The sequence below is a fragment of the Sphingomonas sp. YR710 genome (assembly GCF_900101455.1).
In the GTDB taxonomy this organism is placed as follows: domain Bacteria; phylum Pseudomonadota; class Alphaproteobacteria; order Sphingomonadales; family Sphingomonadaceae; genus Rhizorhabdus.
The window spans coordinates 11919-37165 of sequence record NZ_FMZJ01000011.1; the positions used below are offsets into that span (position 1 = coordinate 11919).

Here is a 25247-nt window from a genome sequence, read left to right on the forward strand (position 1 = left end):
GTCCGCCGCGGGCCACGGCGATGCGAGCGATGCTTCGAAATTCGAGGCGCGCGGCGCCGCCTTCTGTCAGGAAGACGGCGCCTTGCCGATCAGAAACTATACCCAACATGCACCATGAACTGCCGCGGGGCACCGGGCATTACCCAGAGCCGCGAATAAGAGCTCGGGAAATAATGGACATTGAACAGGTTGCTGACGTCCGCCGAAATATGGATGTGATCGGTTGGCGAGACCGAAGCCATCAGGCGGGTGAGTGTGTAGGACGGCAGATAGAAGAAGGATCCGTTGGCAAACTTGAAACCCGTTTCGCCGAGCCGTCGACCGACATAATTCACGCCGCCGCCGATGCTGGCCTTCGCGCCGCCAATCTCGAAATCCTTGAAGAGCAGTGCGCTGGCGCTGTTCTTGGGGATGTTGATCAGCGGATCGCCCTTCAGGATCGGGAAGGCGAAGTTTGGATCGAGCGCATCCTTCCCGACCGTGGCATCGGTATAGGCATAATTGAGATCGATCCGGAATCCGGCCGGCAACTTGCCGGAAATCTGGGCTTCGACGCCCTTGCTCCGCGCCTTGCCGAGCGCAAGCGAGAAGCCGGCATTGACCGGGTCCGCGGTCAGGACGTTGGTTTTCTCCATCGTGTAGAGTGCGACCGTGCCGGTCAGCCTGCCGCCGAACGTCGAAAGTTTGGCACCAACTTCGTACGATGTCGTCTTCTCGGGTGCGAACGCACGGTTCTGGAAATCGAAGCTCGTATTGGGACGGAAGCCCTTTCCAAAACTGGCATAGACGACAATTGGTTTCGCCACTTCGTAGGACAGTCCGACGGTCGGGCTGAAGGCGCTCTTGTTCTGCGCGATCTGCAGAACGGCAATCCTGTTGAAGATCCTCTGTTCGAACCGGTCGTAGCGCGCGCCGAGGCGCAACTTCAGGCGATCGGTCAGATCGATCTGATCCTGGAGGTAGGCGCCATAGCTGACGTCATCCTCGTTGCTGTTGAGGAATGGTCCGACAGTTGCGAGGAAACCATAAACGGGGTTGAAGATATTGATCTGGTTGCCGCGGGCTGCCGTTGTCTGCGAGGCAATTGACGGGGCCCGGAAGCGCATCTGGATCTGATCGAACCTGAACTCGTCCCAATCGGCGCCGATCTGGACATGGTTGGTGAGCCCGAACGTTTCGAATGTGCCGCTGAGTTCGCCGCGGAAGGTGAGATCGGTGGTGTTATAATCGCGGAACCGGCGCTGACGCGTCAACGTCTGGCCGTCGACGTAAATCTGCTGACGGCTGGCGCCCAGTTCGGCTTCGGTCGAATTGCCGCGCAACGACGATGTTCGATAACCCATACCGATCAGCAGCGACCATTTATCGCTGAAATCATGCTGCAGCTGCGCCTGATGGCCGAGCGCTTTGGTGGTGATCGGGCCGTCGCCGGGTTCGCCCAGGAAGCGGGAGCGGGGGATGGTCTTAAGGTTGCCGGTGGGGGCTACGACGCCGCGATCGAACGGCACCGTGAGATGCGTATATTCGAGTTCGTAGGTCAGGCTCGTCTTGTCGTCGATCCTGAAGAGGACGGATGGCGTGAAGGTATATTTCCGCGTGCTGATATAATCGCGAAACGTGTCGCCGCGCTCATAGGCACCGGTTACGCGAACTGCGAGCCGATCGGACAAGGGCATATTGATATCGCCTTCGCCGCGATAGGTATTGTAGCTTCCACCGGAAACGGTGAAGCGCGCACCGGTGGTGAAATAGGGCTTCTTGGTGACGATGTTGACGGCACCGCCGGGATCGCCCCGGCCGAACAGGGCGGAGGTCGGCCCCTTGATGACTTCGATACGCTCGATATTCGAAGCATCTCGCGCGCCGCCAAAGCCGCGCGATGTGTTGAAACCGTTCAGCAGATAATTGCTCGCCGTGTTCTCGTCGCCTGCGAAACCGCGGATGGCGTAGCTGTCGAACAGCCCGCCGAAATTGTTCTGGCGCGCCACGCCGCTCACAAAATCGAGTGCGGTCTGCAATTTGGTGAGACCCGCGGTGGTCAGTGCTACCGAGTCGAGGACCTGCACGCTTTGCGGCATCGTTCTGAGCGGCACATTGCCGAGATAAGGCTGGCGCTGCGCGACGACCCGGATCTCATCGCCCTGCGTCGTTTCGTCGGCGGAGGCTTCGGCGAAGGCCGGCGCGGCCATCGTCAGCGCCATGGCCGCGGAGCAAAAGAGCTGAAATCGGTTGAAGGTGACGGAAGGCATTCTGAATCCCCTTTAGATGAACTCCCTCGCCGTCCTCCCGCTGGATGATCTGCGACACGGTGTTTGACGCGCCCGGCGGCGCCTGATCCTGCCGCTTCCTCATCCGAACGTTTTCGGCAGGACCAGTATGGGCGCCCGCAATGGAATTAAATTGCGAACAGAGCTGCGGCATATGGCCCGTCGCATCAAAATTGGCGCCGCGGACGCATGAAATGCCGATGGCCGGAACAGGACCGATCAGGCGCCCGGCGCCAGCTCCTGATGTATAAGCGCCACGAAACAGCCGATGCCGAGCGTGAGGACATCGTCGTTGAAGTCATAGCGTGGATGGTGGAGCGCAGCGGCCTTGTCCGGCGTCTTCTGGCCGAGCCACAGATACGCGCCGGGCCGGGCCTGCAGCATGAAGGCAAAATCTTCGGAGGTGAAGGCGGGATCGGGGGCGATCGCGACATCATCGCAGACCGCCGCGCACGCCCGGAGCGCCGCCGCCGCCGCATCGGCGTCGTTGATCGTCGCGGGATAATAGCGATCATAAGCGACTGTGATCGTCGTTTCGCTCGAAAGCGCGACGCCGCTGGCCATCGCCCGGATCGACGCTTCGATGCGATCCTGCACCGCCGGATTGAAGGTACGGACCGTGCCCATGATCGTCACCGTGCCCGGGATGACATTGTGCGCGTGGCCGCCATGAATCTGCGTGACCGACAGAACGGCGGCCTCGGTCGCGGGGATGCGGCGCGCAACGATCGTGTTGAGTTGCTGCACCAGATCGCAGGCAGCGAGGATCGCATCGGGCGTCTGATGCGGCATGGCGGCATGCCCGCCTTGCCCGGATATGACGATTTCGAACCGGTCGGCGGATGCCATGATCGGCCCGGCGCGCGTGCGGATGCTGCCCGCGGGCAGATCGGGCCAGTTGTGCAGCGCGAACACGCGATCGCATGGGAAGCGATCGAACAGGCCGTCTTCGATCATCGCCCGCGCGCCGGCCTGCCCTTCCTCGGCGGGCTGGAAGATGAAGTTGACGGTGCCCCCGAAACTATCGTCATTCACCAGATGCTGCGCGGCACCGAGCAGCATCGCGACATGACCATCATGGCCGCAGCCATGAAAGGTGCCCGGCTGCGTGCTCGCATAAGGCAGCCCGGTCTCCTCATGGAAGGGAAGCGCGTCCATGTCGGCGCGCAGGCCGATCGACCGCGCCGATCCACCACGGCGCAGCACGCCGACGACGCCGGTGCCGCCGATCCCCGTCGTCACGTCCAGGCCGAGATTGCCGAGTGCCTGCGCAATCAGGCCGGCCGTGCGGTGTTCGGCAAAGCCCAGTTCGGGATGGGCGTGGATGTCGCGGCGCAAACGGGTCAGTTCGGGCACCAATGGCTGAAACGCGGTCAGGTCCAGGCGCATGGCTTCTTCCTTCCTGGCGGGGCGGCTCAGGAAAGCCGCTCTTCGAACAAGGTTTCGATCGGATCGTAGCGCTTGATGATCGGCGACTTGATCACGATGAAGCTGAAATATTTTTCGATGCCGAAATCGCGTTCGAGGATTTCCTCGATGATCTGCTGATAATGCGCGACGTCGCGGGCCATGAACTTCAGCAGATAGTCATAGCCGCCGCTGACCAGATGGCACTCGACGATCTCGTCGACGGTGCGCGCCTTCTGTTCGAACTTGGAAAAGTCGCTCGACCGGTGATCCTTGAGCGTGACCTGGGTGAACACCGTCAATGTCGAGCCCAGTTTGGCCAGCGCGATATGCGCGCCATAACCGGTGATATAGCCCGCCTTTTCGAGCCGCTTGACCCTTGCCAGGCAGGGGCTCGGCGAGAGCCCCACGGCGTCCGAAAGCTCGACGTTCGTGATCCTGCCGTTGCGCTGGAGCTGGGCAAGGATGCGGAAATCCAACCGGTCGAGTTTGGGGCCGAGGTTCATGACGGAATAATCTGCTGCATCGGATCGTTACGCAAGTGCCTGTCGCACATCCGCATCGTCGAGCACGTCGTCGAGCGTCTTGCGCAGCCGCGCGACGAGAATGTCCATCTCGTCCTCGCTGCAACTGAGCGCCGGGGCCAGGCCGATCGTGCCGTCGGCAAAGGCGCGGAAGATGATGCCGTTCGCATAGCCCGTGCGCGCCAGCCGATCGGCAATGCCGGTTGCGGGGTCGAAACGCTCCTTGGTCTGCTTGTCGCGAACGAGTTCGATGCCGGCCAGCATGCCCGCGGTGCGGACATTGCCGACGAGTGGATGATCGACGAGCGTCTGGAGCCCTGCCTGCATTTGCGGAATCCGCCGCTGGCCATTGGCCAAAATGCCGCCCTGCAGATAGAGGTTGAGAACTTCGAGCCCGACGGCGGCGCTCACGGGATGGCCCGAATAAGTGAAGCCATGGCCGATCGGTAGGTGATTGTCCGGCCCGTCGGCGATGCCCGCATAGATCTCCTCGCGCATCAGCACGGCCCCCATCGGCGCATAGCCGGCGGTCAGGCCCTTCGCGACCGTCATCAGGTCCGGCGAAACGCCCTCAGTCTCGCACGCGAACAACGGCCCGGTGCGGCCGAAGCCGGTGATCACCTCATCGACGACCAGCAAGATCCCGAGCTCGCGGCAGGTCGCCTCGATCGCCTTGAGCCAGCCGCGCGGCGGCACGATCACGCCGGCCGAACCCTGCACGGGTTCGGCAAAGAAGGCCGCGACATTATCGACGCCGAGTTCCTCGACCTTCGCGCGAAGCTGCGCGATCGAAAGATCGATGATCGCTTGCGGATCGTCGCCGACCGGGCTGCGATAGGGATAAGGCGCCGGGATATGATGCTGCCAGAAATAGGGCACGTCGAACTGGCGGTGGAAGACGGGCAGGCCGGTCATGCCGGCGCCGCTGCTCGATGATCCATGATAGCCCTTGTCGAGCGCGATCATGTGCTTCTTGGTCGGCCGCCCGGTGGCGTTGAAATAATGGGTGATGAAGCGGATCGCGGAATCGATCGCATCGGAACCGCCGAGCGTGAAATAGACGCGGTTCAGGCCCGGCGGCGACAGATCGGCGAGACGTTCGGCAAGGCGGATCGTCGGCTCGCTCGCATAAGAGAAATAGCCGGTCGCATAAGGTAGCCGCCGCATCTGCTCGGTCGCCGCGGCCACGACGCTCTCCTGGCCGTAGCCGATATTGACGCACCACAGCCCGGCAAAGGCATCGATCAGGCGATGCCCCTCGCTATCGGTGAGGTACATGCCCTGTCCGCCGGTCAGGATCGTCGCGCCGCGCGCCTCATGCGCGCGATAGGCGCTCACCGGATGGATGAGATGGTTGCGATCGCTTTCGATAAGAGAGTTGGACTGCATCGACCTGCCTTGAAATTGTGGGGCAAGTATATGCGCTTCGGGCCGGTCGGGCGCTCGATCACCGGGCTGATTGCGCGCGCCGATGCCGAAGTTGGGGTTGGCGCGGCATAATCTGCTGACAGTCGCCGGAGGAATGTCGGCGCATCCTCCGGCGACGGAACGTGCGCCCTTATCCGATCGTCGCGGCGATCGCTTTGCCGCAATCCTCGGTCGATGCGGTGCCGGCCAGATCGCGCGTCCGCCCGCTGGCGTCCACCAGCACCGTCTCGATGCCGCGCACGATCGTCGCCGCCGCGTCGGCCTCGCCGAGATGTTCGAGCATCAGCGCGGCCGACCAGATCTGGCCGACCGGATTGGCGATGCCCATTCCCGCGATGTCGGGCGCCGATCCGTGGACCGGTTCGAACAGCGACGGAACCGATCGGTCGGGGTTGATATTGCCGCACGGCGCGATGCCGATCGTGCCGGTGCAGGCCGGGCCGAGATCGGAGAGGATGTCGCCGAACAGGTTCGAGGCGACGACGACGTCGAACCGATCGGGGTTCATCACGAACTGCGCCGCGAGAATGTCGATATGATATTTGTCGGTGCGGACCTCGGGATAGGCCTTCGCCATCGCCTCCACCCGGCTGTCCCACCACGGCATGGTGATGGCGATGCCGTTGGATTTGGTGGCCGATGTCAGGTGGCGCTTGGGCCGGCGCTGGGCGAGTTCGAAGGCGTAGCGCAGGATGCGATCGGTGCCATGGCGGGTCATCACCGTTTCCTGCAGAACGACCTCGCGATCGGTGCCGGGGAAGGCGGTGCCGCCAATCGCCGAATATTCGCCCTCGGTATTTTCGCGCACGACCATGAAGTCGATATCGCCGGGCTTGCGGCCGACCAGCGGGCAGGGGACGCCGGGCATCAGCCGGACCGGGCGAAGGTTCACATATTGATCATATTCGCGCCGGAACTGGATCAACGATCCCCATAAGGAGATATGATCGGGCACCGTATCGGGCCACCCGACCGCGCCGAAGAAGATCGCGTCGACGTCGCCGATCACCGATTTCCAGTCCTCGGGCATCATCACGCCATGCTGGGCATAATAATCGCAGCACGCGAAGTCGTGCCATTGCTGTTCGATCGCGAAGCCACCGGCTGCGGCCGCGGCCTCCAGCGCGCGAAGTCCCTCGGGCATCACTTCCTTGCCGATCCCGTCGCCCGGGATAACGGCGATACGATATGTCTTCATGTTGAGAACCCTTTGAGGCCAGCCCAGTGGAAGGCCTTGCTTTCGAGATATTCTTCTATGCCTTCACGACCGCCTTCACGCCCGAGCCCCGATGCCTTGATACCGCCGAACGGCGCCATCTCCATCGCGATCGAACCTGTGTTGAGGCCGACCATACCGAATTCCAGCGCCTCGCCAACCCGCCAGGCGCGGTGCAGGTCGTTCGTATAGAAATAGCTGGCGAGCCCGAACGGCGTGGCATTGGCGAGGGCGACCGCCTCCGCCTCGTCGCGAAAGCGGAAGACGGGCGCCACCGGGCCGAAGGTTTCCTCGCTCGCGAGCCGCATATCCGGCGTGGCTTCGGTCAGCAGGACGGGGCGAACGAAGTTTCCGTGCGGATCCCCGCCGGGCGCCGATGCCATGACCAGCGCGCCTCGCGCCAGGGCATCCTCGACATGCGCCGTGGCCTTGGCGGCGGCGGCGGCGTTGATCAGGGGCCCGATGGTAACGCCCGCGCCGCGGCCATCGCCCATCCTCAGCGCCCGAACCGCTTCGCCCAGGCGCGCGACGAAGCGATCGTGGATGCCGTCCTGCACCAGCAGCCGGTTGGCACACACGCAGGTCTGCCCGGCATTGCGGAACTTGCTCGCCATCGCGCCGGCGACCGCCGCCTCGATGTCGGCATCATCGAATATGATGAAAGGCGCGTTGCCGCCGAGTTCCAGGCTCAGCCGTTTCAACGTGTCCGCGCTCTGGCGCATCAGCAGCGAGCCAACCCGCGTTGACCCCGTGAAAGACAGTTTGCGGACGACCGGGCTGGCGGTGAGTGCGCCGCCGATCGCCTCGGGCAGGCCGGAGACGATGTTGACGACCCCGGCGGGGACGCCGGCGCGTTCGGCGAGGACGACCAGCGCAAGCGCCGAAAAGGGTGTGAGGTCCGATGGCTTGATCACCACCGTGCAGCCGGCCGCCAGCGCGGGCGCGATCTTGCGCGTGATCATCGCGGCCGGGAAGTTCCAGGGTGTGATGATCGCGCAGACGCCGACCGGTTCCTTGCTCACGAGCACGCGGCGATCGCTGGTGGGCGCCGGAATGTCATGGCCCGAAACCCGGCGCCCTTCATTGGCGAACCATTTCACGAACGACGCAGCATAACGGATCTCGGCCTCGGCCTCGGCCAGCGGCTTGCCCTGCTCGGTGGTCATGATCCGGGCGAGATCGGCGGTCGATGCGAGCATCAGATCGTGCCAGCGTTCGAGGATGACGGCGCGTTCGTCGGCGGTGCGCTTCTTCCAGGCGGGTAGCGCAGCATTGGCTGCAGCAATCGCCGCCTCGGTGTCGGCGGCGTCGCAGTCCGGCACCGTGCCGATCACCCTGCCGGTTGCCGGGTCATGGACGTCTATCGTGCGATTCGAAGCTGCATTTCGCCATTCGCCGTCGATGAAGGCGGCCTGGACGAACAGGGCGCTGTCCTGAAGATCGGGCATGCCGGACATCAGCACAAAGCCTGGCTGACGATGGCGAAGGCGCGCGCCGGACCGATGGGATGGGGCGCCTTCCCGCGGACCATCGTGATGGCACGATCGACCTTGACGATGCCCAGATTTTCGAGCCAGTCGCCCAGCCCGCTGTCACCGGTTATGTCGAGCCGGGTGAATTCGCCGCTGCGCATGCCGAGCCATTGCGCGATCAGCGCCTTGGCGCGTTCCCGGTCCGGCGCGACAACCGGGCCGATGACATAGCCCCGGCCGAAACGGCGAAACAATGCAAAGCCGGTCAACACGCCATCCCGATCGAGCACCAGGCCATGCCCCTTTTCGAGCAAGGCCGTCATCAATGCGGGCCGATGCAGCCCGGTTGCGGCTTCGACGAGGGCCGCGACCGGCGCGGCATCGCTGGCCCCGATCGGGCGAATGCGTTCACCCTCTGCCAGCGGCACCAGCGGTGCCGCAAAGGAGGCGCCCTGATGCTGGTGAATCTCCGAAACGCCGTTGAAGCCGAGCTTGCGATAGAGCGGCAGCCCGCTCTCGGTGGCGTTCAGGATGACCGCGCGATCGCCGATCTGGTCGAGCGCGGTCTCCATGATGATGCGGCCCAGGCCGGAGCCGCGATGCGTGCGGGCGACGATCACGATGCCGAGCGAAGCGATGTCGTCGCCGCACGGCCACCACATGGTGGACGCGACGATGGCGCCCCCCATTTCGGCAACGAGGCCGGAGCCGATGGCGAGCATGGCGGACAGATCCTGGCTGCGATGCGGCCATTTCTCGGCTTTGGACAGGGCATGCACCGCGGCGATATCGCCGGACGACATTGGTCGCAAGCTGAGCCGGTTGTCCGGCAAGGTGGCCATCTCGATTCTCCTCATGATCTGCCATGGCGCCGCGCGAACGGCACATCACTGCTCTACACGCCGCCATCAAGCATTCGCTGCCGCCCGTCGGAGAACAAGCGTGGACTTGCGCCGGAAATGACACGCGATCCGGAACTTCATGCCGGATGTTCCTCCTTACTGTATATCCAGCAGCAACATGGCAGCATGGGATGGATTCAGTTGGCACGGATCATCGTCATAGGCGCAGGCATCGTCGGTTTGTCCACAGCCCGTGCCGCGGCGCGACGCGGTCATTCGGTGACGCTCATCGAACGTGGCCCGATTCCCAATCCATTCCAGGCATCCTGGGATTCGCATCGGATGATTCGATACCATTATGGTGCCGCCGCCGGCTATACGCGGATGGTGAGCGATGCATTCGCGGCGTGGGAGCTACTCTGGCCTGAGATCGGGGAACGGCATTTCGTCGATACCGGCGCGATCGCGATTGCCGAGACGGACGGCGATTATGCGCATCGCACCTTGGCCTGCTTTCGGGCGACCGGGGTGCAGCATCGCGTGCTGAACCGCGCGGAGACCGAGGCGCTATGTCCCCAATATAAGCTCAGGCCCGCTTCGTTCGGTGTGCTCGCGGACCCCGGCGGCCCGCTGTTTGCCGACCGGATCGTGAGGGATCTGGCCCGGCTGGCCGAGGCGTTGGGCGTGACGATGATGCCGCACGCTTCGGTGATCGCGATCGACCCGCGCGCCGCGACGGCTACGCTGGCGGATGGGCAAGTCATTGCGGGCGATGCGATGGTGGTGGCCGCCGGTGCCTGGTGCGGCGCGCTATGGCCATCGTTCGCCGATCTGCCGGTCATGCGGCAGGCGCTATGTTATGTCGAGCCGGCCGAGGCTTATGCTGATGCGTGGCGCGGCCCCGCGCTCGTCGCCTTTGGCGACAATGGGGGTTACACATTGCCCGGCGTGGCGGGCACCCAGCTCAAATTCGGCTATGGCGCGCATCGTCGCCCGGGGAATCCGGATGAAGAGGGGTGGCAGAGCCCGCCCGGTGAGGACCGGCAGATTATGGCCGGCTTCGGCCGCTTCGTTCATGATATCGATGCTTATACCCCGCTCCGCGTCCAGGTCGGCTATTATACGATGGACGCGACCCGCGAATTCCGGGTCGAGACCGAGGGGCGGACGATCGCGATCGGCAATTGTGACGGCCAGATGTTCAAGTTCGGTCCGTTGATGGGCGAACGAGTCATCGCGTCGATCGAAGGCGAAATCGGCGCTGACGATCTCAAACGCTGGGCCGCAGGACGGGCCTGATGATGTGCCGCCCCGATCCCGGCAATAACTGCGGTCTGGCGGGCGAGATCGGCACATCGAACGTCCGCAGCGCCGCCGGATGCGGGGACAATGCCGTCATTTCGATCGAAAACATCGTCATGATGGTGGAGCCCGCAATTCTGTGACCATGCTCGAATCCTATTGGCGCGAGACGGCCCCGCGCTTCGCCGGCGGCGCGGCCGATGAACTGCCTGAGCGTGCGGGCTGTGTCGTTGTCGGGGGCGGGTTCACCGGGTTGTCCGCGGCGCGATCGCTGGCGTTGGCCGGCGCCGATGTCGTGCTGCTGGAGGCCGGAGAGATTTGCGGCGAGGCATCGGGCCGGAACGGCGGCCAATGCAACAACGGCCTTGCCGGCGATCTCGGTGCACTGGCCGGCAGGCTGGGCATCGAGCGGGCGAGATCGCTGTATCGCGCGTTCGATGATGGCGTCGACCTCGTCGAGACGATCGTCGCCGAAGAGGGCATAAACTGCGATTTTCTGCGCAACGGCAAGCTCAAGCTTGCGGACAAGCCCGAACATGGTGCGAAGCTCGCCCGGACCGCCGAATATCTGGCGCGCGAGGTTGAGCCGGATCTGCGGCTGCTGTCGCGCGCCGAGCTCGCGGATGAGATCGGTTCGGATCAGTTTCACGGCGGCATATTGTTTCCCCGCAGCGCTTCGATGCACATGGGGCGTTTTGGCGCCGGCCTTGCCGATGCGGCCGTCCGCCATGGCGCGCGGCTCTATGAGCATGCCGGTGTCACGGCGCTCGTGCCGCTCGGCGGCGGGCGCTTCCGCGTGACCACCGCGCGGGGAACGATCGTGGCCGATCAGGTGCTGCTCGCAACCGGCGCCTCGATGCGGGGGCCGTTTGGCTGGCTCCGCCGGCGCATCGTTCCGATCGGAAGCTTCATCATCATGACCGCGCCGCTGGATCGCAATGTCGCGGCGCAAATTATGCCCGGCCGGCGCAACTGCACGACGACGCGCAATATCGGCAACTATTTCCGGCTCGCCGCCGACAACCGGCTGATCTTTGGCGGGCGTGCGCGCTTCGCTTTGTCGAGCCCGAAGAGCGACATGAAGAGCGGGGCGGTTCTGCACGCCGATCTCGCCCGGATCTTCCCGGCTATCCGCAACATGCCAATCGAATTCACCTGGGGCGGCATTGTCGACATGACGGCCGATCGGCTGCCGCGCGCGGGCGAGCGCAACGGGTTGTTTTTCGCAACCGGATTCAGTGGACACGGCACGCAGATGTCGGTGCTGATGGGCGATCGCATGGCGCGGGTGATGGGTGGGGAGACCGGGGCAAACCCGCTGGCGGGGCTCGACTGGCCGACTGTCCCGGGCCATTTCGGCACGCCCTGGTTCCTGCCGATTGTCGGTGCTTATTATCGCTATCAGGACTGGCGGCATTGATCGGCGTCGACCGCCTTTCCGCCACCCGACGGCAATTCCTGGGTGTTGCCGCGGCCGGAGCCTTGGTCGGCGCGTGCAGCTTTCCCAAGGCGCGACCGCCGGTGAAGGGCGGGCGGCTGCGGGTGGCGACGGCAGCGAGTTCGACCGCGGACACCATCGATCCCGCCAAACAGTCGATGGTGATGGACTATTGCCGCTGCAACATGTTCTACGATGGCCTGACCCGGCTCGACGAGCATCAGCGCGCGCAGCCGGCGCTGGCCGAGGCGATCGACAGCAGGGACGCCAGGATCTGGATGGTGAAGCTGCGCAAGGGCGTTCGCTTCCATGATGGCAGGCCGCTGACGTCCGCCGACGTGGTCTATTCGCTGCGGCGGCACCATGATCCCGCGGTTGGATCGAAAGCGCGCGTCTTTGCCGAGCAGATCGCGGAGGTGAGCGCGCTCGGGCCGGATACGGTGCGGATCACGCTGACCGGGCCCAATGCGGATCTGCCGGTGATCCTCGGCATTTCGCAATTCCAGATCGTGCGGGCGGGCACCACGGATTTTCGCACGGCCAACGGCACGGGCGCTTTCCGCTGCGCCGAATTCACGCCGGGCGTGCGGTCGGTTTCGGTTCGCAACGAGGATTATTGGCGCGGCCCCGTCCATCTGGGGGAGGTCGAGCTGTTTTCGATCGCCGACGACAGCGCGCGCATCAACGCGCTGTTGTCCGGCGACGTCGATCTTGTCAACGAAACCAACCCCCGCATTGCCGGGCGCCTCAAGGCGCAGGGATTCCATGTCCTCGAAAGCCGGTCGGGCGGTTATACCGATCTGATCATCCGGCTCGATCAGGACCCCGGCCGCAATCCCGAGTTCGTCGCCGGCATGAAGGCGCTGATGGATCGTGAGACGATGCGCAACGCGATATTCCGCGGTTATGCGACGGTCGCCAACGATCAGCCCATTCCGCCGACCAATCCCTATTACGCCGCCGACCTGCCGCAGCGTGCCTTCGACCCCGATCGTGCGCGCTTCCACTTCCAGCGGGCGGGGCTCGCCGGATCGACGATACCGATCGTAACATCGACGGCGGCGATGAAATCGGACGATATGGGCGTCCTGATGCAGGAGGCCGCCCGCAAGGCCGGGATCATGCTGGATATCCGTCGCGCGCCGGCGGACGGCTATTGGAGCCAGAGCTGGATGAAGGTGCCGGTCGGCTTCGGCAATATAAATCCCCGGCCGACGGCGGATATCATCTTCACTCAATTCTATTCGTCGACCGCGCCGTGGAACGAGTCTGGCTGGCGCAATGCGCGGTTCGACAAATTGCTGCTCGAAGCGCGCGGCGACACGGATGAAGCGCGGCGACACGCCATCTATGGCGAGATGCAGCATATGGTGAGCGATCTCTCCGGCGTCGGCATCCCGCTCTTCATCAACCTGCTCGATGCCTATAGCCCCCGGCTCAAGGGGCTGAAGCCGATGCCGCAGGGCGGGATGATGGGCTATGACTTCGCTGCCCATGTCTGGCTGGACGAGGCATGATGCGCAGTCGCCTGCCCGGGCTGATCGCATGGCGCCTCGCCTCGGCATTGGGCACGATGCTGCTGGTGTCGATCGTGATCTTCGGCATGTCGCTGCTGATGGGCGGCGATGCGGCCGAGGCGATCCTCGGGCAGAGCGCGACCCCGGAGGCGCTGGCGGGTCTGCGCGCGGCGATGCACCTCGATCGGCCGGCTTATTGGCGCTATCTGTCCTGGCTCGGCGGATTGCTGAGCGGGCATCCCGGAACCTCGCTGGTGACGGGGCTTCCGGTGGCCACCATGATCGGCCCGCGGCTCGCCAGTTCGCTGCTGCTCGCCGGGCTCACGGCCCTCGTCTCGGTGCCGATCGCGTTGACCTTCGGCATTCTCGCCGCGGTGAAACGGGGTTCGATCTTCGATCGCACTGTCAGCGTGGTTTCGATCGCGATCGTCTCGGTGCCCGAATTCCTGATCGCGACGCTCGCGGTGATGCTGTTCGCGGTGACGTTGCACTGGCTTCCGGCCTTGTCATCGATGCGCGACGTGGAATCGCTCGGCGGCATGGCGCGGGTCTTCGCGATGCCGGTGATCAGCCTTGCCTGTGTGGTCATCGCCCAGATGATACGCATGACGCGCGCGGCCGTGATCGACGCGCTCGACAGCAGCTATGCCGAAGCGGCGGTGCTGAAGGGCGTTTCGCCCGCACGGATCGTGTTGCGCCATGCGCTGCCCAACGCGATGGGGGCGATCGCGAATGCGGTGGCGCTCAGCCTGTCGGTGCTGCTCGGCGGGGTCATCGTCGTCGAGATCATCTTCAACTATCCCGGCGTGGCGCGCCTGATGGTGGACGCTGTCGCCACGCGGGACATGCCGCTGGTCCAGACGATCGCGATGATCTTTTGCGGATCCTATCTGATCCTCGTGACTTCGGCGGATATCGTCGCGATCCTTTCCAATCCAAGGCTGCGCTATCGATGAGCGACGCTGCGGCCATGACGGCGCGGCCCCGCCGTCGCTTCACCACCAGCGGCGCGATCGGCATGGCGATCGTCGGCTTCTGGTTGCTGATCGCGCTGTTCGGGCCGATGCTGGCGCCGCACGACGTGGGCCAGGTGATCGATCTCGACGTCTTCAGCCCGGCCAGCATGCGCTTCCCGCTCGGCAGCGACTATCTGGGCCGCGATATGCTGAGCCGAATCCTGACCGCCGGGCGCTACACGGTCGCCATCTCCTTCATTGCCACGCTGGTCGCGGCCGGAGTCGGCGTGGCGGCGGGGCTGGCGGCGGCCAGCGGCGGATGGCTCGATACGCTCCTCAGCCGCGTGTTCGATACGGTGATCGCGATTCCGAGCATGATGTTCGGGCTGGTGGTGATCACATCGCTGGGGCCGTCGGTGCCGGTGCTGATCGGCACCTTGGCGGTGATCTACATGCCGGGCGCCTTCCGTACCGCGCGGGCGCTGGCGCTGAACGTGGCAATGCTCGACTTTGTGACGGTCGCCCGTGCGCGCGGCGAACGCCTTCCCCACATCGTCTTCCGCGAGATCCTGCCGAATGTGACCGGGCCGCTCGCCGCCGATTTCGGCGTCCGTTTCGTCTATGTCGTGTTGCTGCTGAGCGGCCTGAGCTTTCTCGGCGTCGGCCTCCAGCCACCTTATGCCGATCTGGGGGCGCTGGTCCGGGAAAATATCGCGGGGCTCGGCTTCGGCGCGCCGGCGGTGCTGTTTCCGGCGGTCGCAATCGCGTCGCTCACCATCGGGGTCAACATGCTGATCGATGCCCTTCCCGATCATCGCGGACGGGGAAAGCAATGATCCGGCCGCTTGCCCGCATCGAGGGTCTCAATATCGTCGCCCGCGCCGACGACGGGAGCGACCTGCCGATCGTGCGCGACGTCAGCCTGTCGGTCGCGCCGGGCGAGGTGCTGGCGCTGATCGGCGAATCGGGCTCGGGCAAGACCACCATCGCGCTGGCGCTGCTGGGCTATGCCCGCAGGGGCTGCCGGATTGTGGGTGGCGAGATCGAGGTGGCCGGCCATCGGCTTGACCGGCTCGACGAGCATGCGCTGCGATCACTGCGCGGCCGTACCGTCGCTTATGTCGCGCAAAGCGCGGCGGCCGCGTTCAACCCGATGCTCCCGATCATGCAGCAGGTGATCGAGCCGGCGGTCATCCATGGGTGCATGGATCGGGCCGCGGCCGAGCAGAAAGCGCGCGACCTCTTTCGCCGGCTGGCACTGCCCGATCCGGATGGCGTCGGCGCGCGCTATCCGCATCAGGTGTCGGGCGGACAGTTGCAGCGGCTAATGGCGGCGATGGCGCTGATTACCGATCCGGCGCTCGTCATATTCGATGAACCGACAACCGCGCTCGATGTCACCACGCAGATCGAGGTGCTCAAAGCGTTCAAGACCGCGGTGCGCGATCTCGGCACGACTGCGGTCTATGTCAGCCATGATCTGGCCGTGGTCGCCCAGATTGCCGATCGGATCATCGTGCTGCGCGATGGCGCGATACAGGAAATGGGAACCACCGGCACGATCCTGCACGCGCCCGAACATCCCTATAGCCGGCAACTTGTCGCCGCGGCGGCGCCGCGCGCCGAAGGGCAGGCGGTTGATCTGCCGCCGGGCGCCCCGGGCGAGCCGCCGCTCCTCGAATTGCGGGACGTGATCGCCGGCTATGGCGGGGTCGATCGCGAAGGGCAGCCCCGCACGCGCATATTGAACGGGATCAGCCTGACCATCCGGCGCGGGCAGGTGCTCGGCGTGATCGGGGAATCGGGCAGCGGGAAGAGCACGCTGGCGCGCGTCGTGTCCGGCCTGCACGCCAGAAGCTCGGGCCATGTGAACCTGAGCGGCGCGACGCTGGCGGCGGGTATCGCGCATCGGCAGCGCGAAGATCTGCGGCGGATCCAGCTCGTCTTCCAGAATGCCGATACCGCGCTCAATCCGGCGGTGCCGGTCGCGCAGGCGCTGGGCCGCCCGCTCACCTTCTACCATGGGTTGCGCGGCGCTCCGTTGAAGGCGGAGGTGGCACGGCTGCTCGATCTCGTGCGCCTGCCCGGCCATATCGGCGATCGCCTGCCGCGCGAGCTGTCGGGTGGGCAGAAGCAGCGGATCAACCTTGCCCGCGCGCTTGCCGCCCGGCCGGATCTGCTGCTGTGCGACGAGGTGACCTCGGCGCTCGATCCGGTGGTGGCGGAAGCGGTGCTCGATCTGCTGATCGAGTTGCGGCGCGAGCTTGGGCTGGCCTATATGTTCATCACCCATGATCTGGAGACGGTGCGCGCGATCGCCGACGAGACCTTGATCCTCTATGGTGGCTCGACGATGGAGACGGCGCAGCGCGATAGCCTGTCGTCGGCGCCGCACCATCCTTATTCGCGCCTGCTGATGGCGTCGGTGCCGGTGCTCCGGCAGGGCTGGCTCGAGGAGGTCGGCGATCTCGGGAGCACAACCGGCCGTTCGAATCCGGGAGCGCAAGGCTGCCGATTCTTCGTCAGGTGCGATCTTGCGCAGGCCGGCCGCTGTGACGTCGAAGCGCCGCCGGCGCGTGCGCATGCGGGGCGGATCATCCATTGCCATCGCAGCATAAAAGAGCTGATCGACGCGACCGGTTGAGGACAGCAGTTTATTCTGCGCGCGCCGTCGCTTTCGCAACGATCGCATGCCGCAGACCTGTAAAACGACCGCCGAAACATGGCCGAAGCGCATCTAATTGGTAATGTGAACGACGCGCAGCGCAGCAGGGAGAGCGTGAGCATGGCAAGCATAGCCCAAACCGACCAGATGAAGGCGATCCCGGCCGGTGCGACGCCCGCCGCGGCGACGGCGCGGCTGATGAGCATCGATGCGTTGCGCGGCCTCGTGATGGTGATCATGCTGCTCGACCATGTTCGCGAGACATGGTTTCTCCACCTTCAGGTCAGCGACCCGATGGATGCCCGCACGATCGTGCCGGCCCTGTTTTTCACGCGGCTGACCAGCACGATCTGCGCGCCGGTCTTCGTGGCGCTGACCGGCCTCTCGGCTTATCTGTTCGGCCAGAAGCACAGCAAGGCCGAAACGTCGGCCTTCCTGCTGAAGCGCGGCCTGTTCCTGATGTTTCTGGAACTGACCTTCGTCGCTTTCGCCTGGTCCGCCAAATTCCCGCCGCAGACGCTCTGGCTGCAGGTGATCTGGGCGATCGGCGTGAGCATGGTCGTGCTGGCGGCCTTGCTGCACCTGTCGCGCGGTGCGCTTGTCGCGGTCGGGCTTGTGATTGTGTGCGGACATGATCTGCTCGACGGCATCGTGCTGGCGCCCGGCGACAGCTTCTACATCCCCTGGGCGATGCTGCATCAGCGGGGCGTGTTCGAACTGGCCGGTATCACCATCAAGACGACCTATCCGGTCCTGCCCTGGATCGGCGTCATCGCGCTCGGCTATGCGCTGGGCCCATGGTTTTCCGGGCTGGCGGCCGACGATCGGCGGCGGCGCCTGCTGACCCTCGGCCTTGGCATGATCGCCGCCTTCATCGTGCTGCGCGCGTTGAACATCTATGGCGACAAGCCCTGGTTCGTCGTCCCCGGTGAGCCGCTGCGAACGGTCATGAGCTTCCTGGCGCTCACCAAATATCCCCCGTCGCTCTTGTTCCTGCTGTCGACGCTGGGCGTGGGTACGGTGCTGCTCGGGCAGTTCGAAAAGCTCGAAGGCGGCAATCTTTCGCGCTGGCTGTCGATCCTCGGTGGCGCTCCGATGTTCTTCTATATGTTCCACCTCTATGTGCTGAAGATCTTCTATCTGATCGCGCTGGCGATCTGGGGGCCGAACAAGGGCACGGTGTTCGGCGTCGACCATCTCTATGTCGTGTGGCTCTGGTATGTCGGGCTGATCGTGCCACTCTATTTCCCGACGCGGTGGTTTTCGAACCTGAAGAAGCGGCGCAAGGATATCTGGTGGCTGAAATATCTGTGAGTATCGGCCGTTTTCACCGCATTGCCGAGACGAAGCGCGCCGCGATCACGATCGAGGTTGACGGTGCTCCGGTGTCCGCGCTGGAGGGCGACAGCCTGCTCGTGGCCGTCCTCACCAATCGGTCGACCTTGCGCTCGTCCGAGTTTGGCGATGGCGAACGCGCGGGTTTCTGCCTGATGGGCGCCTGCCAGGATTGCTGGATGTGGACGGCGGACGGGCAGCGGTTGCGCGCCTGCACCACCCGCGCCGTGCAGGGCATGCAGGTTCTCACCGGCGCTGCAGGAGAGTCGCTGTGGCCGATCCCCGCCTGATCGTCGTCGGGGCAGGGCCCGCGGGCATGCGTGCCGCCGAGACGCTGGTGGCGGCGGGCCTGCGTCCCGTCGTGATCGACGAAGGCACCGCATCCGGGGGACAGATCTATCGCCGACAGCCGGCCGGTTTCACGCGAACCCCGGAGATGCTCTATGGCCCCGATGCCGCCAAGGCGCGGGCGCTGCACAGCGGCTTCGACGCGCTCGGCGACCGGATCGATTATCGGCCGGACAGCCTCGCCTGGAATCTGCGCGATAGCGTGCTTCACGTCGTGCAGGCCGGGGTCTCCACCGCTTTGCCGTTCGATGCGCTGATCCTGGCGACCGGCGCCACCGATCGGCTGTTGCCGATCAGGGGCTGGAGCCTCCCCGGCTGCTACAGCCTTGGTGGCGCCCAGATTTCGCTCAAGGCGCAGGCGTGCAGCATCGGTGCCCGGCCGGTCTTCCTCGGCACCGGGCCGTTGCTGTATCTGGTCGCATCGCAATATGTGAAGGCCGGCATCAAGGTCGCCGGGGTGCTCGATACAGCGGCAGCGACGGCGCAATTCAGGGCCGTCGGCGATCTTCTCGTGCGTCCGGGCCTGCTGGCGCGTGGGATGGCGATGCGCGTCGCGCTCAAGGCGGCGGGCGTGCGGGTCGAACAGGGGATTGTGCCGATCGCGATCGAAGGGCCGGATCAGGTCGGTGCCGTGCTGTACCGCACCGCGTCCGGCGAACAGCGCAGAACTGCATGCGATGCCGTGGGCATGGGCTTTCACCTGCGCTCCGAGACCCAGCTTGCCGATCTTGCCGGCTGTACCTTCCTGTTCGATGGCGCGACCGGCCAGTGGCGCCCCGAAACCGACGAGGACGGCCGCACATCCTGTGCCGGCATCTACACCGCCGGCGATGGCGCCCGAATATTGGGCGCCGATGCGGCGGAGGCGGCGGGCCGGCTGGCCGCGCTGGCCGTGCTGGCCGATCTGGGCCGATCCGTCGATGATGTGGCGGTGAAAAAGCTGAAACGACGCCTCGGGCGGCTCGATCGCTTCAGACGGGGTCTGGCGACGGCCTTCCCATGGCCCGCGGAACTGGCGCGCGCGATCAGCGACGATATCATCGTCTGCCGCTGCGAGGCGGTGACGGCCGGCCAGATTCGTGACGCGAGCGGGGCCAAGGGCGCACCCGAGCTGAACCGGGCGAAGGCGCTGTCGCGTGTCGGCATGGGGCGATGCCAGGGCCGCTATTGCGGCTCGGCGGCGGCCGAGATCCTCGCCGCCGCGCGCGGGATCGATCTTCCCGAGGTAGGCAGGTTGCGGGGCCAAGCGCCGGTCAAGCCGCTGTCGATGGCCACCGTCAGGAGTGACAAATGAGGCGGAGCGCGGACGTCATCATCGTCGGCGGCGGCATCATGGGCGCTTCGGCGGCCTTCTTCCTGCGCCAGCGCGGCAAGAGCGTCATCCTGCTCGAACGCGATCTCGTCGGCCAGGCGGCCAGCGGCACCAATTTCGGCAATGTCCGTCGGCAGGGGCGCTATCTGCACCAGCTTCCGCTGTCGAACCGCGCGCTGGATATATGGATGCGGCTGCCCGAGCTGATCGGGGAGGATTGCGAATTCGTCCAGCGCGGGCATCTGCGCGTCTGCTATACGCGCGAACAGGCCGACAAGCTCGAAGCCTACGCCCGCGATGCACGTGATTACGGCCTCGATCTCGAAATGATGTCGGCCAATGCATTGCGCGCCGGCTTTCCCTATCTCGGGCGCGAGATCGTGGCGGGCTGCTTCGATCCGACGGGCGGCCACGCCAATCCGCGCCTTACCGCCCCGGCGATCGCGCGCGGGGCGGCGCGCGCGGGCGCGATTGTCGAGGAAGGCGCCGAGGTTGTCGGCATCACCAGGGCGGCCGAGGATTTCATCATCGAGGTCCGCGGACGCGGATCCTTTACCGCGCCGACCCTGCTGGTGACGGCGGGGGCCTGGGGCGGCAAGCTCTCGGCTCTGTTCGGCGAGCCGGTTCCGCTTGAGACGCATGGACCGCAAATGGCCGTGACCGAGCCGCTGCCCTATCGGATTGCCCCGACGATCGGGGTTTCGACGCCTCATGTCTATGAGACCGTTTATTTTCGTCAGGTCGAGCGCGGAAATATCGTGCTGGGCGGCAGCACGCGGGGGCCGGCCTCCAACGAGACCAACCGCGCCAATGTGCTGCCGGAAAATATATTGGGGCAGATGGAGCAGATCCGGCGGGTGATGCCGGGCTTTGCGGCGACCAGCATCATCCGCGTCTGGAGCGGGGTGGAGAGCTATTTTCCGGATGACATTCCGGTGATGGGCCCCAGCGCTAGCGTGGCCGGTCTCTATTATGCGTTCGGCTTTTGCGGCGCCGGTTTCCAGATCGGGCCGGGTGTGGGCGATGTCATGGCTGAACTGATCGCGACGGGCGCCACGACCACTCCGATCGCGCCTTATTCGATCGCCCGTTTCGCGGGTTGATCGGCGTCATCATCGGCTCGTCATTCCCGCGAAGGCGGGAACCTATAATCTCCGAACCACAAGAGGTTCGAGCTTCAGAGGATATGGGTTCCCGCCTTCGCGGGAATGACGGCTGAGGATGTTACATCATATTGAAAAATAACGTAATTCATTATTTCTGCGCCTATGGTAGCGCTGCGATGTCAGGCAGGGCGGTAGATCGCGTAGGCCTTCTTCACATGGGTCTTGCTCGACCAGGAGCAGAACGCGCCGAGTTCGACCACGAAGGTGTCGCCCTGGCCGAACGTCCCCGTTCGGCCGGTTTCATCCTCGACGGTCACCTCACCAGCCAGCAGATGCATCAGTTCATAATGGCCGTAGGACATGGCGCGGCGATGATAAGGCGTGGAATCCCAGGTGCCGCAGATGAAGACGTCATCTTCGGATTGATAGTCGCGGTGATTGCGGCAGGATGGCGTCGGACCGATCAGCAGCGCGTCCTGCGGCGACCCGGATGGGGTCAACGGGGCGGTGTCGTCGATCGGCACGATGTCGGTCGCGCCGGGGATGACCGCGCACCGCATCACGATCGCCCGCAGGTTCGGACCGGCGGACCAGGAGAAAGAGAGGTTCGCTGGCAGCACCGCGCTCTCGCCGGGCTTGAGGCGGACGTTCGTGGTGCCCGAATCGAGGCTCAATTCCCCTTCGAGCACGATCAGAAACTCGTCCGCATCGAGGCGTTCGATGCTGCCATTGCCCGTCGCAGTCAGGGCCGCGATCGCCACCGGGCCATCCGGCAGCGCGAGCGGGGTACGCGCGGACAGATAATCACCGCCAGAAACAGCCGCTGTCGCGGCGAAGCTGCGCAGATCGATGAAGGTGCGAACCCGCTCGGATGCGGTGAAAACGTCCTGTTTCACAGCCCGAGCAATCCCGGCAGGCCGCCAATATCCGGAATTTCATGGACCTCGTAATAAGCGTTCATGGGTTCGTGCCCGCGATTGACGAAAGCCTTCATCCGGATACCCATATCATAGGCTGTCATGAGGTCGTAGCGATAGCTTGACGAGCAATGGAGCACGTCCTCCGGCCCGCAGCCCAGCATGTCGAACATATATTCGAATGCCTGCATGCGCGGCTTATAGGCCTGTGCCGCCTCTGCGGTGTAGGCCGCGTGAAACGGCGCCTGAAGGCGCGCGACGCTGTGCGGGATCAGGTCGATCATCGAGTTGGACAGGATGACGAGCGGGAATTCCGCGGCAACGCGCTTGAGCGGTTCGATCACGTCGGGATGGGGATCCCAGGTCGGAACCGCCGCGTAGATCGTATCGGTATCGCTGTCGCGATATTCGATGCCCCATTTCTTGCAGGTGCGGCGGAGCGATCCTTCGACGACATCCTTATAGGGCTTCCACGCACCCAGCACCTCATCGAGGCGATAGGCCGAGAAATCCTTGCAGAATGAATCCATCGCCTCGGGCGCGATCCTGTCCTCGAACAGGACCCGGGCAGCCGGCGCCATCTGAAAAAAGATCAGCGTGCCATAGCAATCGAACGTTATATATTTTGGCTTCAGCATTGCCATTCACCACCTGCTTTTCGGGCGTTGATATTCGATCCGGTCATTTTGCTCATTCGGTCGGCTGGATCAGCTTGCGGTAGAAGCCGCTGGTCACGAGCGTCACGGTTACGGGCTTCTCGCTTTGGTTGCGCCAGTACCAGCCATGGATGCCGGGAAAGGGCGCCATGAAGCTGCCCTGCGCCTCGGTCAGCCCCTTCTGCTTCCAGTAGCTGGAGAAATCGGTGGCGGTCAGCGATCGCTCGCCATGCATGTCCATCTTCACCGGTCCGGTCGCCTTCCAGGAGAAGACGAACTGATCGCCGGTCTGCATTTCCGCCTTGATCTCGACGCCGGCATGCGGCGCGAGCGTCAATATGCGCGTGTCGGATCGGTACGGCGTCGTGCGGATGATCGTATCGCGGGTCTGCGCAGGAACGACGATCGGCGCGATACCGGCCGGCGCCGGCGCCGCCGCCACGTCGACATCCTCAGCTTCCCCGTGAAGCTTCGTCAGGCCGAGCACGCGGCCGACGCCTGTCGGATCGATGCCATATTCGGCCGGAAGCACGAACAAAGTCAGGATGGCGGCGGCCACCGCGAGCGCCGCGATCGACGCGCCTGCCAGGCTTTTGCCGCTGGCCTGATAGGCAAGTGCGGTGGTCGTCATGCTCCATGCTCCATGGCAAATCCGGTGAGCTGATAGCCGACTAGCACGAAGCCGGCGGTCATCAGCAACGCGTTGGCGACGAGCACGCTGCGATCGAAGCTGCGGCTGCGGCGCCAGAGGGTCATCAGGATGAGGATGATGCTCAGCGCGATGAACTGCCCGATCTCGACGCCGATGTTGAAGCTGACGAGATTGGCGAACAGGCCGTCGCGCGACAGCGCCAGTTCCTGCAGCTTGGTGGCCAGGCCGAAGCCGTGGAAGAAGCCGAAGATGAGCACCGCCGCCTTCTGGTTCGGCTCGAAACCGAACACCGTCCTAAACGCGCCGAGATTGTCGAGCGCCTTATAGGCGACGGAAAATCCGATGATCGCGTCGACCACGAACGGATCGGCGCGGATGTTCGCGAGCACGCCGATCAGCAGGGTCGTGCTATGTCCGATCGCAAACAGGGTGACATATTTGCCGACGTCTTTCAGCCGATACAGGAAGAAGATCACGCCGAACAGGAACAGCAGATGATCATATCCGGTCACCATATGTTTGGCGCCGAGATAGATATAGGGAATGATATTGGTACCCGGATGGCTCTGAATATAGGCCTTGTCGCTCGCGGCAACGCCATGGGCCAAAGCGGCATCGGCCAAGAGCAGGACGACGGCGGCTATTCCCGCTTGCAGCGGTCGCACCCGCACCAAGATCCGCTTCATATCCACGCGAAATTCCTGTCTCGCTGTTACTTGATGATGAAGGTCGTCCCGAGATGGGCCTGACTGGTCTTGTCGATCACGAGCACGCCAAGCTTCGCGCCCGGCTTAAGCTTGAGCACCGGCCCATCGAAGCGGTTCCCGGCCGCCGGCTTCAGCATGATATTCTGAGTCTTGCCGCCGGCATCGAGCGAAAGCTTGGCGGTCATGGCCGTGGCGACGACGGGTTCGTCATCGTCGACCACGAACAGCTGGATGCCGGTCGGCGCATTGACGAGTTCGAACAAGGTTTCGCCGCTCATCGATACGATGCCGCCGTGCTTGGGCTGGGTCGCGCCATGGGCAAAGGCCGGCTGGCTGGCGCCGGCCGTGGCGATGGCGAGCAGGATCGCGGGCAGGATTTTCTTCATCTCTCTGTCTCCTCTGGGGTCGCGCGTCCGATTACTCCGGCGCATGCTGGAGCGTGAAGGCCAAGGTCGCCGTATTCTCGATATGGTCGTACCGCTTGGGATTGTCGGTCGGGCCGTTGAACACCGCCTGGATCACATTGAGCCCCTGGTTGCGCACCACCAGCGTGACGGTGCCATCGGCGGCGGTCTCGACCGGCTTGGCATCCGGATCATTGATGAGATCGTTGATCATCCTGGCGCCCGCGGCGGGCTTGCCGTTGTAGAGCACCTTGTAGGTCAGCTTCTCGCCGAGCAGCTTCGGGATCGGCCCGACCGGCACGATCTGTAGCGCCTGATCGGGCAGCGCCGGGATCGGCTTGTCGATCGGCCCCATGATCGCCACCGAATATTTGATGTTCTTTTCCGAAAGGGTCGCTTCCGGCATCTCGTCGCGGCCCTTCTTCTCGAACTCGCCATTGCCGACGCGCGACCAGATGCCGTTCTGGAAAACCACCGACAAAAGGGTGGGCTGCTGGTCGGTATCGACCAGCACGATCGGGCCGGCGATCCGGGGTTTAGCCGCGATCGCCTGATAATTTGCGTCGTAGCCGGTCATCTTCTCGATCAACGAGAAGCGTTTGACAGCGTCGAGATCGTCGGCGCCGACGCCGTAGATGAGAGCGGTCTGCTTGGCGCGCTGTGCGAACCAGACCGCATGCGCGTCGACCGGTGCGGTAAGGATGCCGGCGAGAATCGCGGCAGCAACAATGGGCTTCAGACTAGGCATGAATGATCATCCTATGGTTTGGCGCCCC

General features: G+C 64.4%; 24 protein-coding genes. 11 read left to right on the top strand and 13 right to left on the bottom strand.

Annotated elements, in window-relative coordinates; all coding sequences use genetic code 11:
- Positions 1–89 precede the first annotated feature (89 nt).
- The 7 genes from BLS13_RS13615 to BLS13_RS20375 form a co-directional block, all read right to left on the bottom strand.
- Positions 90–2249 carry a TonB-dependent siderophore receptor gene (locus BLS13_RS13615; RefSeq protein ID WP_093452881.1) on the bottom strand — a complete coding sequence of 720 codons (2160 nt, stop codon included), beginning with the start codon at positions 2247–2249 and terminating at the stop codon, positions 90–92.
- Positions 2250–2486: 237 nt separating this feature from the next.
- A complete protein-coding gene (locus BLS13_RS13620) occupies positions 2487–3656 on the bottom strand; it encodes a M20 aminoacylase family protein (RefSeq protein WP_093452882.1) in 1170 nt (389 codons plus the stop codon).
- A gap of 26 nt (positions 3657–3682) precedes the next feature.
- On the bottom strand, positions 3683–4180 hold the full coding sequence (locus tag BLS13_RS13625; protein WP_037527348.1) for an Lrp/AsnC family transcriptional regulator: 498 nt from the start codon (positions 4178–4180) through the stop codon (positions 3683–3685).
- A 27-nt stretch (positions 4181–4207) separates the two neighbouring features.
- Positions 4208–5587 carry an aminotransferase class III-fold pyridoxal phosphate-dependent enzyme gene (locus tag BLS13_RS13630; RefSeq protein ID WP_093452884.1) on the bottom strand — a complete coding sequence of 460 codons (1380 nt, stop codon included), beginning with the start codon at positions 5585–5587 and terminating at the stop codon, positions 4208–4210.
- Between the two features lie 169 nt (positions 5588–5756).
- Positions 5757–6824: a tartrate dehydrogenase gene (locus BLS13_RS13635; protein WP_093452887.1), complete on the bottom strand. Its 1068-nt coding sequence runs from the start codon at positions 6822–6824 to the stop codon at positions 5757–5759.
- Positions 6821–8290 (bottom strand): NAD-dependent succinate-semialdehyde dehydrogenase, encoded by a 1470-nt coding sequence (locus tag BLS13_RS13640; RefSeq protein WP_093453065.1) that lies wholly within the window; start codon positions 8288–8290, stop codon positions 6821–6823. Before BLS13_RS13640 ends, BLS13_RS13635 begins: the two co-directional genes overlap by 4 nt.
- An 8-nt stretch (positions 8291–8298) precedes the next feature.
- Complete coding sequence (locus BLS13_RS20375) at positions 8299–9156, bottom strand: GNAT family N-acetyltransferase (RefSeq protein WP_143011955.1); 858 nt, start codon at positions 9154–9156, stop codon at positions 8299–8301.
- 186 nt (positions 9157–9342) lie between these two features.
- On the opposite strand from BLS13_RS20375, the gene BLS13_RS13645 reads away from it, so the two are divergent.
- The 11 genes from BLS13_RS13645 to BLS13_RS13690 all read left to right on the top strand — a co-directional run bounded on the left by BLS13_RS13645 (position 9343) and on the right by BLS13_RS13690 (position 21132).
- Entirely contained in the window at positions 9343–10455 is a 1113-nt protein-coding gene (locus tag BLS13_RS13645) for an NAD(P)/FAD-dependent oxidoreductase (protein WP_256325875.1), read from the top strand.
- Entirely contained in the window at positions 10455–10601 is a 147-nt protein-coding gene (locus tag BLS13_RS20720) for a hypothetical protein (RefSeq protein WP_176943587.1), read from the top strand. Before BLS13_RS13645 ends, BLS13_RS20720 begins: the two co-directional genes overlap by 1 nt.
- 2 nt (positions 10602–10603) lie before the next feature.
- Complete coding sequence (locus BLS13_RS13650) at positions 10604–11878, top strand: NAD(P)/FAD-dependent oxidoreductase (RefSeq protein ID WP_093452891.1); 1275 nt, start codon at positions 10604–10606, stop codon at positions 11876–11878.
- Positions 11875–13413: an ABC transporter substrate-binding protein gene (locus tag BLS13_RS13655; protein WP_256325876.1), complete on the top strand. Its 1539-nt coding sequence runs from the start codon at positions 11875–11877 to the stop codon at positions 13411–13413. Before BLS13_RS13650 ends, BLS13_RS13655 begins: the two co-directional genes overlap by 4 nt.
- Positions 13410–14369 (top strand): ABC transporter permease, encoded by a 960-nt coding sequence (locus tag BLS13_RS13660; RefSeq protein ID WP_218123290.1) that lies wholly within the window; start codon positions 13410–13412, stop codon positions 14367–14369. Before BLS13_RS13655 ends, BLS13_RS13660 begins: the two co-directional genes overlap by 4 nt.
- Positions 14366–15205: an ABC transporter permease gene (locus BLS13_RS13665; protein ID WP_093452894.1), complete on the top strand. Its 840-nt coding sequence runs from the start codon at positions 14366–14368 to the stop codon at positions 15203–15205. Before BLS13_RS13660 ends, BLS13_RS13665 begins: the two co-directional genes overlap by 4 nt.
- Positions 15202–17013: an ABC transporter ATP-binding protein gene (locus BLS13_RS13670; RefSeq protein ID WP_093452896.1), complete on the top strand. Its 1812-nt coding sequence runs from the start codon at positions 15202–15204 to the stop codon at positions 17011–17013. Before BLS13_RS13665 ends, BLS13_RS13670 begins: the two co-directional genes overlap by 4 nt.
- A 141-nt stretch (positions 17014–17154) precedes the next feature.
- On the top strand, positions 17155–18348 hold the full coding sequence (locus BLS13_RS13675) for an acetyltransferase domain-containing protein (protein ID WP_371128206.1): 1194 nt from the start codon (positions 17155–17157) through the stop codon (positions 18346–18348).
- Positions 18330–18659 (top strand): (2Fe-2S)-binding protein, encoded by a 330-nt coding sequence (locus BLS13_RS13680; protein WP_256325877.1) that lies wholly within the window; start codon positions 18330–18332, stop codon positions 18657–18659. The genes BLS13_RS13675 and BLS13_RS13680 overlap by 19 nt, the downstream gene beginning before the upstream one ends.
- On the top strand, positions 18641–20011 hold the full coding sequence (locus BLS13_RS13685; RefSeq protein WP_093452898.1) for an FAD/NAD(P)-dependent oxidoreductase: 1371 nt from the start codon (positions 18641–18643) through the stop codon (positions 20009–20011). The genes BLS13_RS13680 and BLS13_RS13685 overlap by 19 nt, the downstream gene beginning before the upstream one ends.
- Positions 20008–21132: an NAD(P)/FAD-dependent oxidoreductase gene (locus BLS13_RS13690; protein ID WP_093452899.1), complete on the top strand. Its 1125-nt coding sequence runs from the start codon at positions 20008–20010 to the stop codon at positions 21130–21132. The genes BLS13_RS13685 and BLS13_RS13690 overlap by 4 nt, the downstream gene beginning before the upstream one ends.
- Before the next feature lie 182 nt (positions 21133–21314).
- On the opposite strand, the gene BLS13_RS13695 is transcribed toward BLS13_RS13690, so the two are convergent.
- The 6 genes from BLS13_RS13695 to BLS13_RS13720 are packed head-to-tail and all read right to left on the bottom strand — an operon-like array spanning position 21315 to position 25219.
- Positions 21315–22031: a cupin domain-containing protein gene (locus BLS13_RS13695; RefSeq protein WP_093452901.1), complete on the bottom strand. Its 717-nt coding sequence runs from the start codon at positions 22029–22031 to the stop codon at positions 21315–21317.
- A complete protein-coding gene (locus BLS13_RS13700; RefSeq protein WP_093452903.1) occupies positions 22028–22696 on the bottom strand; it encodes a haloacid dehalogenase type II in 669 nt (222 codons plus the stop codon). Before BLS13_RS13700 ends, BLS13_RS13695 begins: the two co-directional genes overlap by 4 nt.
- A 46-nt stretch (positions 22697–22742) precedes the next feature.
- Positions 22743–23339, bottom strand: a complete 597-nt coding sequence (locus BLS13_RS13705) for a hypothetical protein (protein WP_093452904.1) — start codon at positions 23337–23339, stop codon at positions 22743–22745.
- Positions 23336–24046, bottom strand: coding sequence for a HupE/UreJ family protein (locus BLS13_RS13710; RefSeq protein WP_093452906.1), 711 nt, complete (start codon positions 24044–24046; stop codon positions 23336–23338). Before BLS13_RS13710 ends, BLS13_RS13705 begins: the two co-directional genes overlap by 4 nt.
- Positions 24047–24072: 26 nt before the next feature.
- Positions 24073–24453, bottom strand: a complete 381-nt coding sequence (locus BLS13_RS13715; RefSeq protein ID WP_093452908.1) for a hypothetical protein — start codon at positions 24451–24453, stop codon at positions 24073–24075.
- A gap of 31 nt (positions 24454–24484) precedes the next feature.
- Positions 24485–25219, bottom strand: coding sequence for a DUF4198 domain-containing protein (locus BLS13_RS13720; RefSeq protein WP_093452910.1), 735 nt, complete (start codon positions 25217–25219; stop codon positions 24485–24487).
- Positions 25220–25247: the final 28 nt, after the last annotated feature.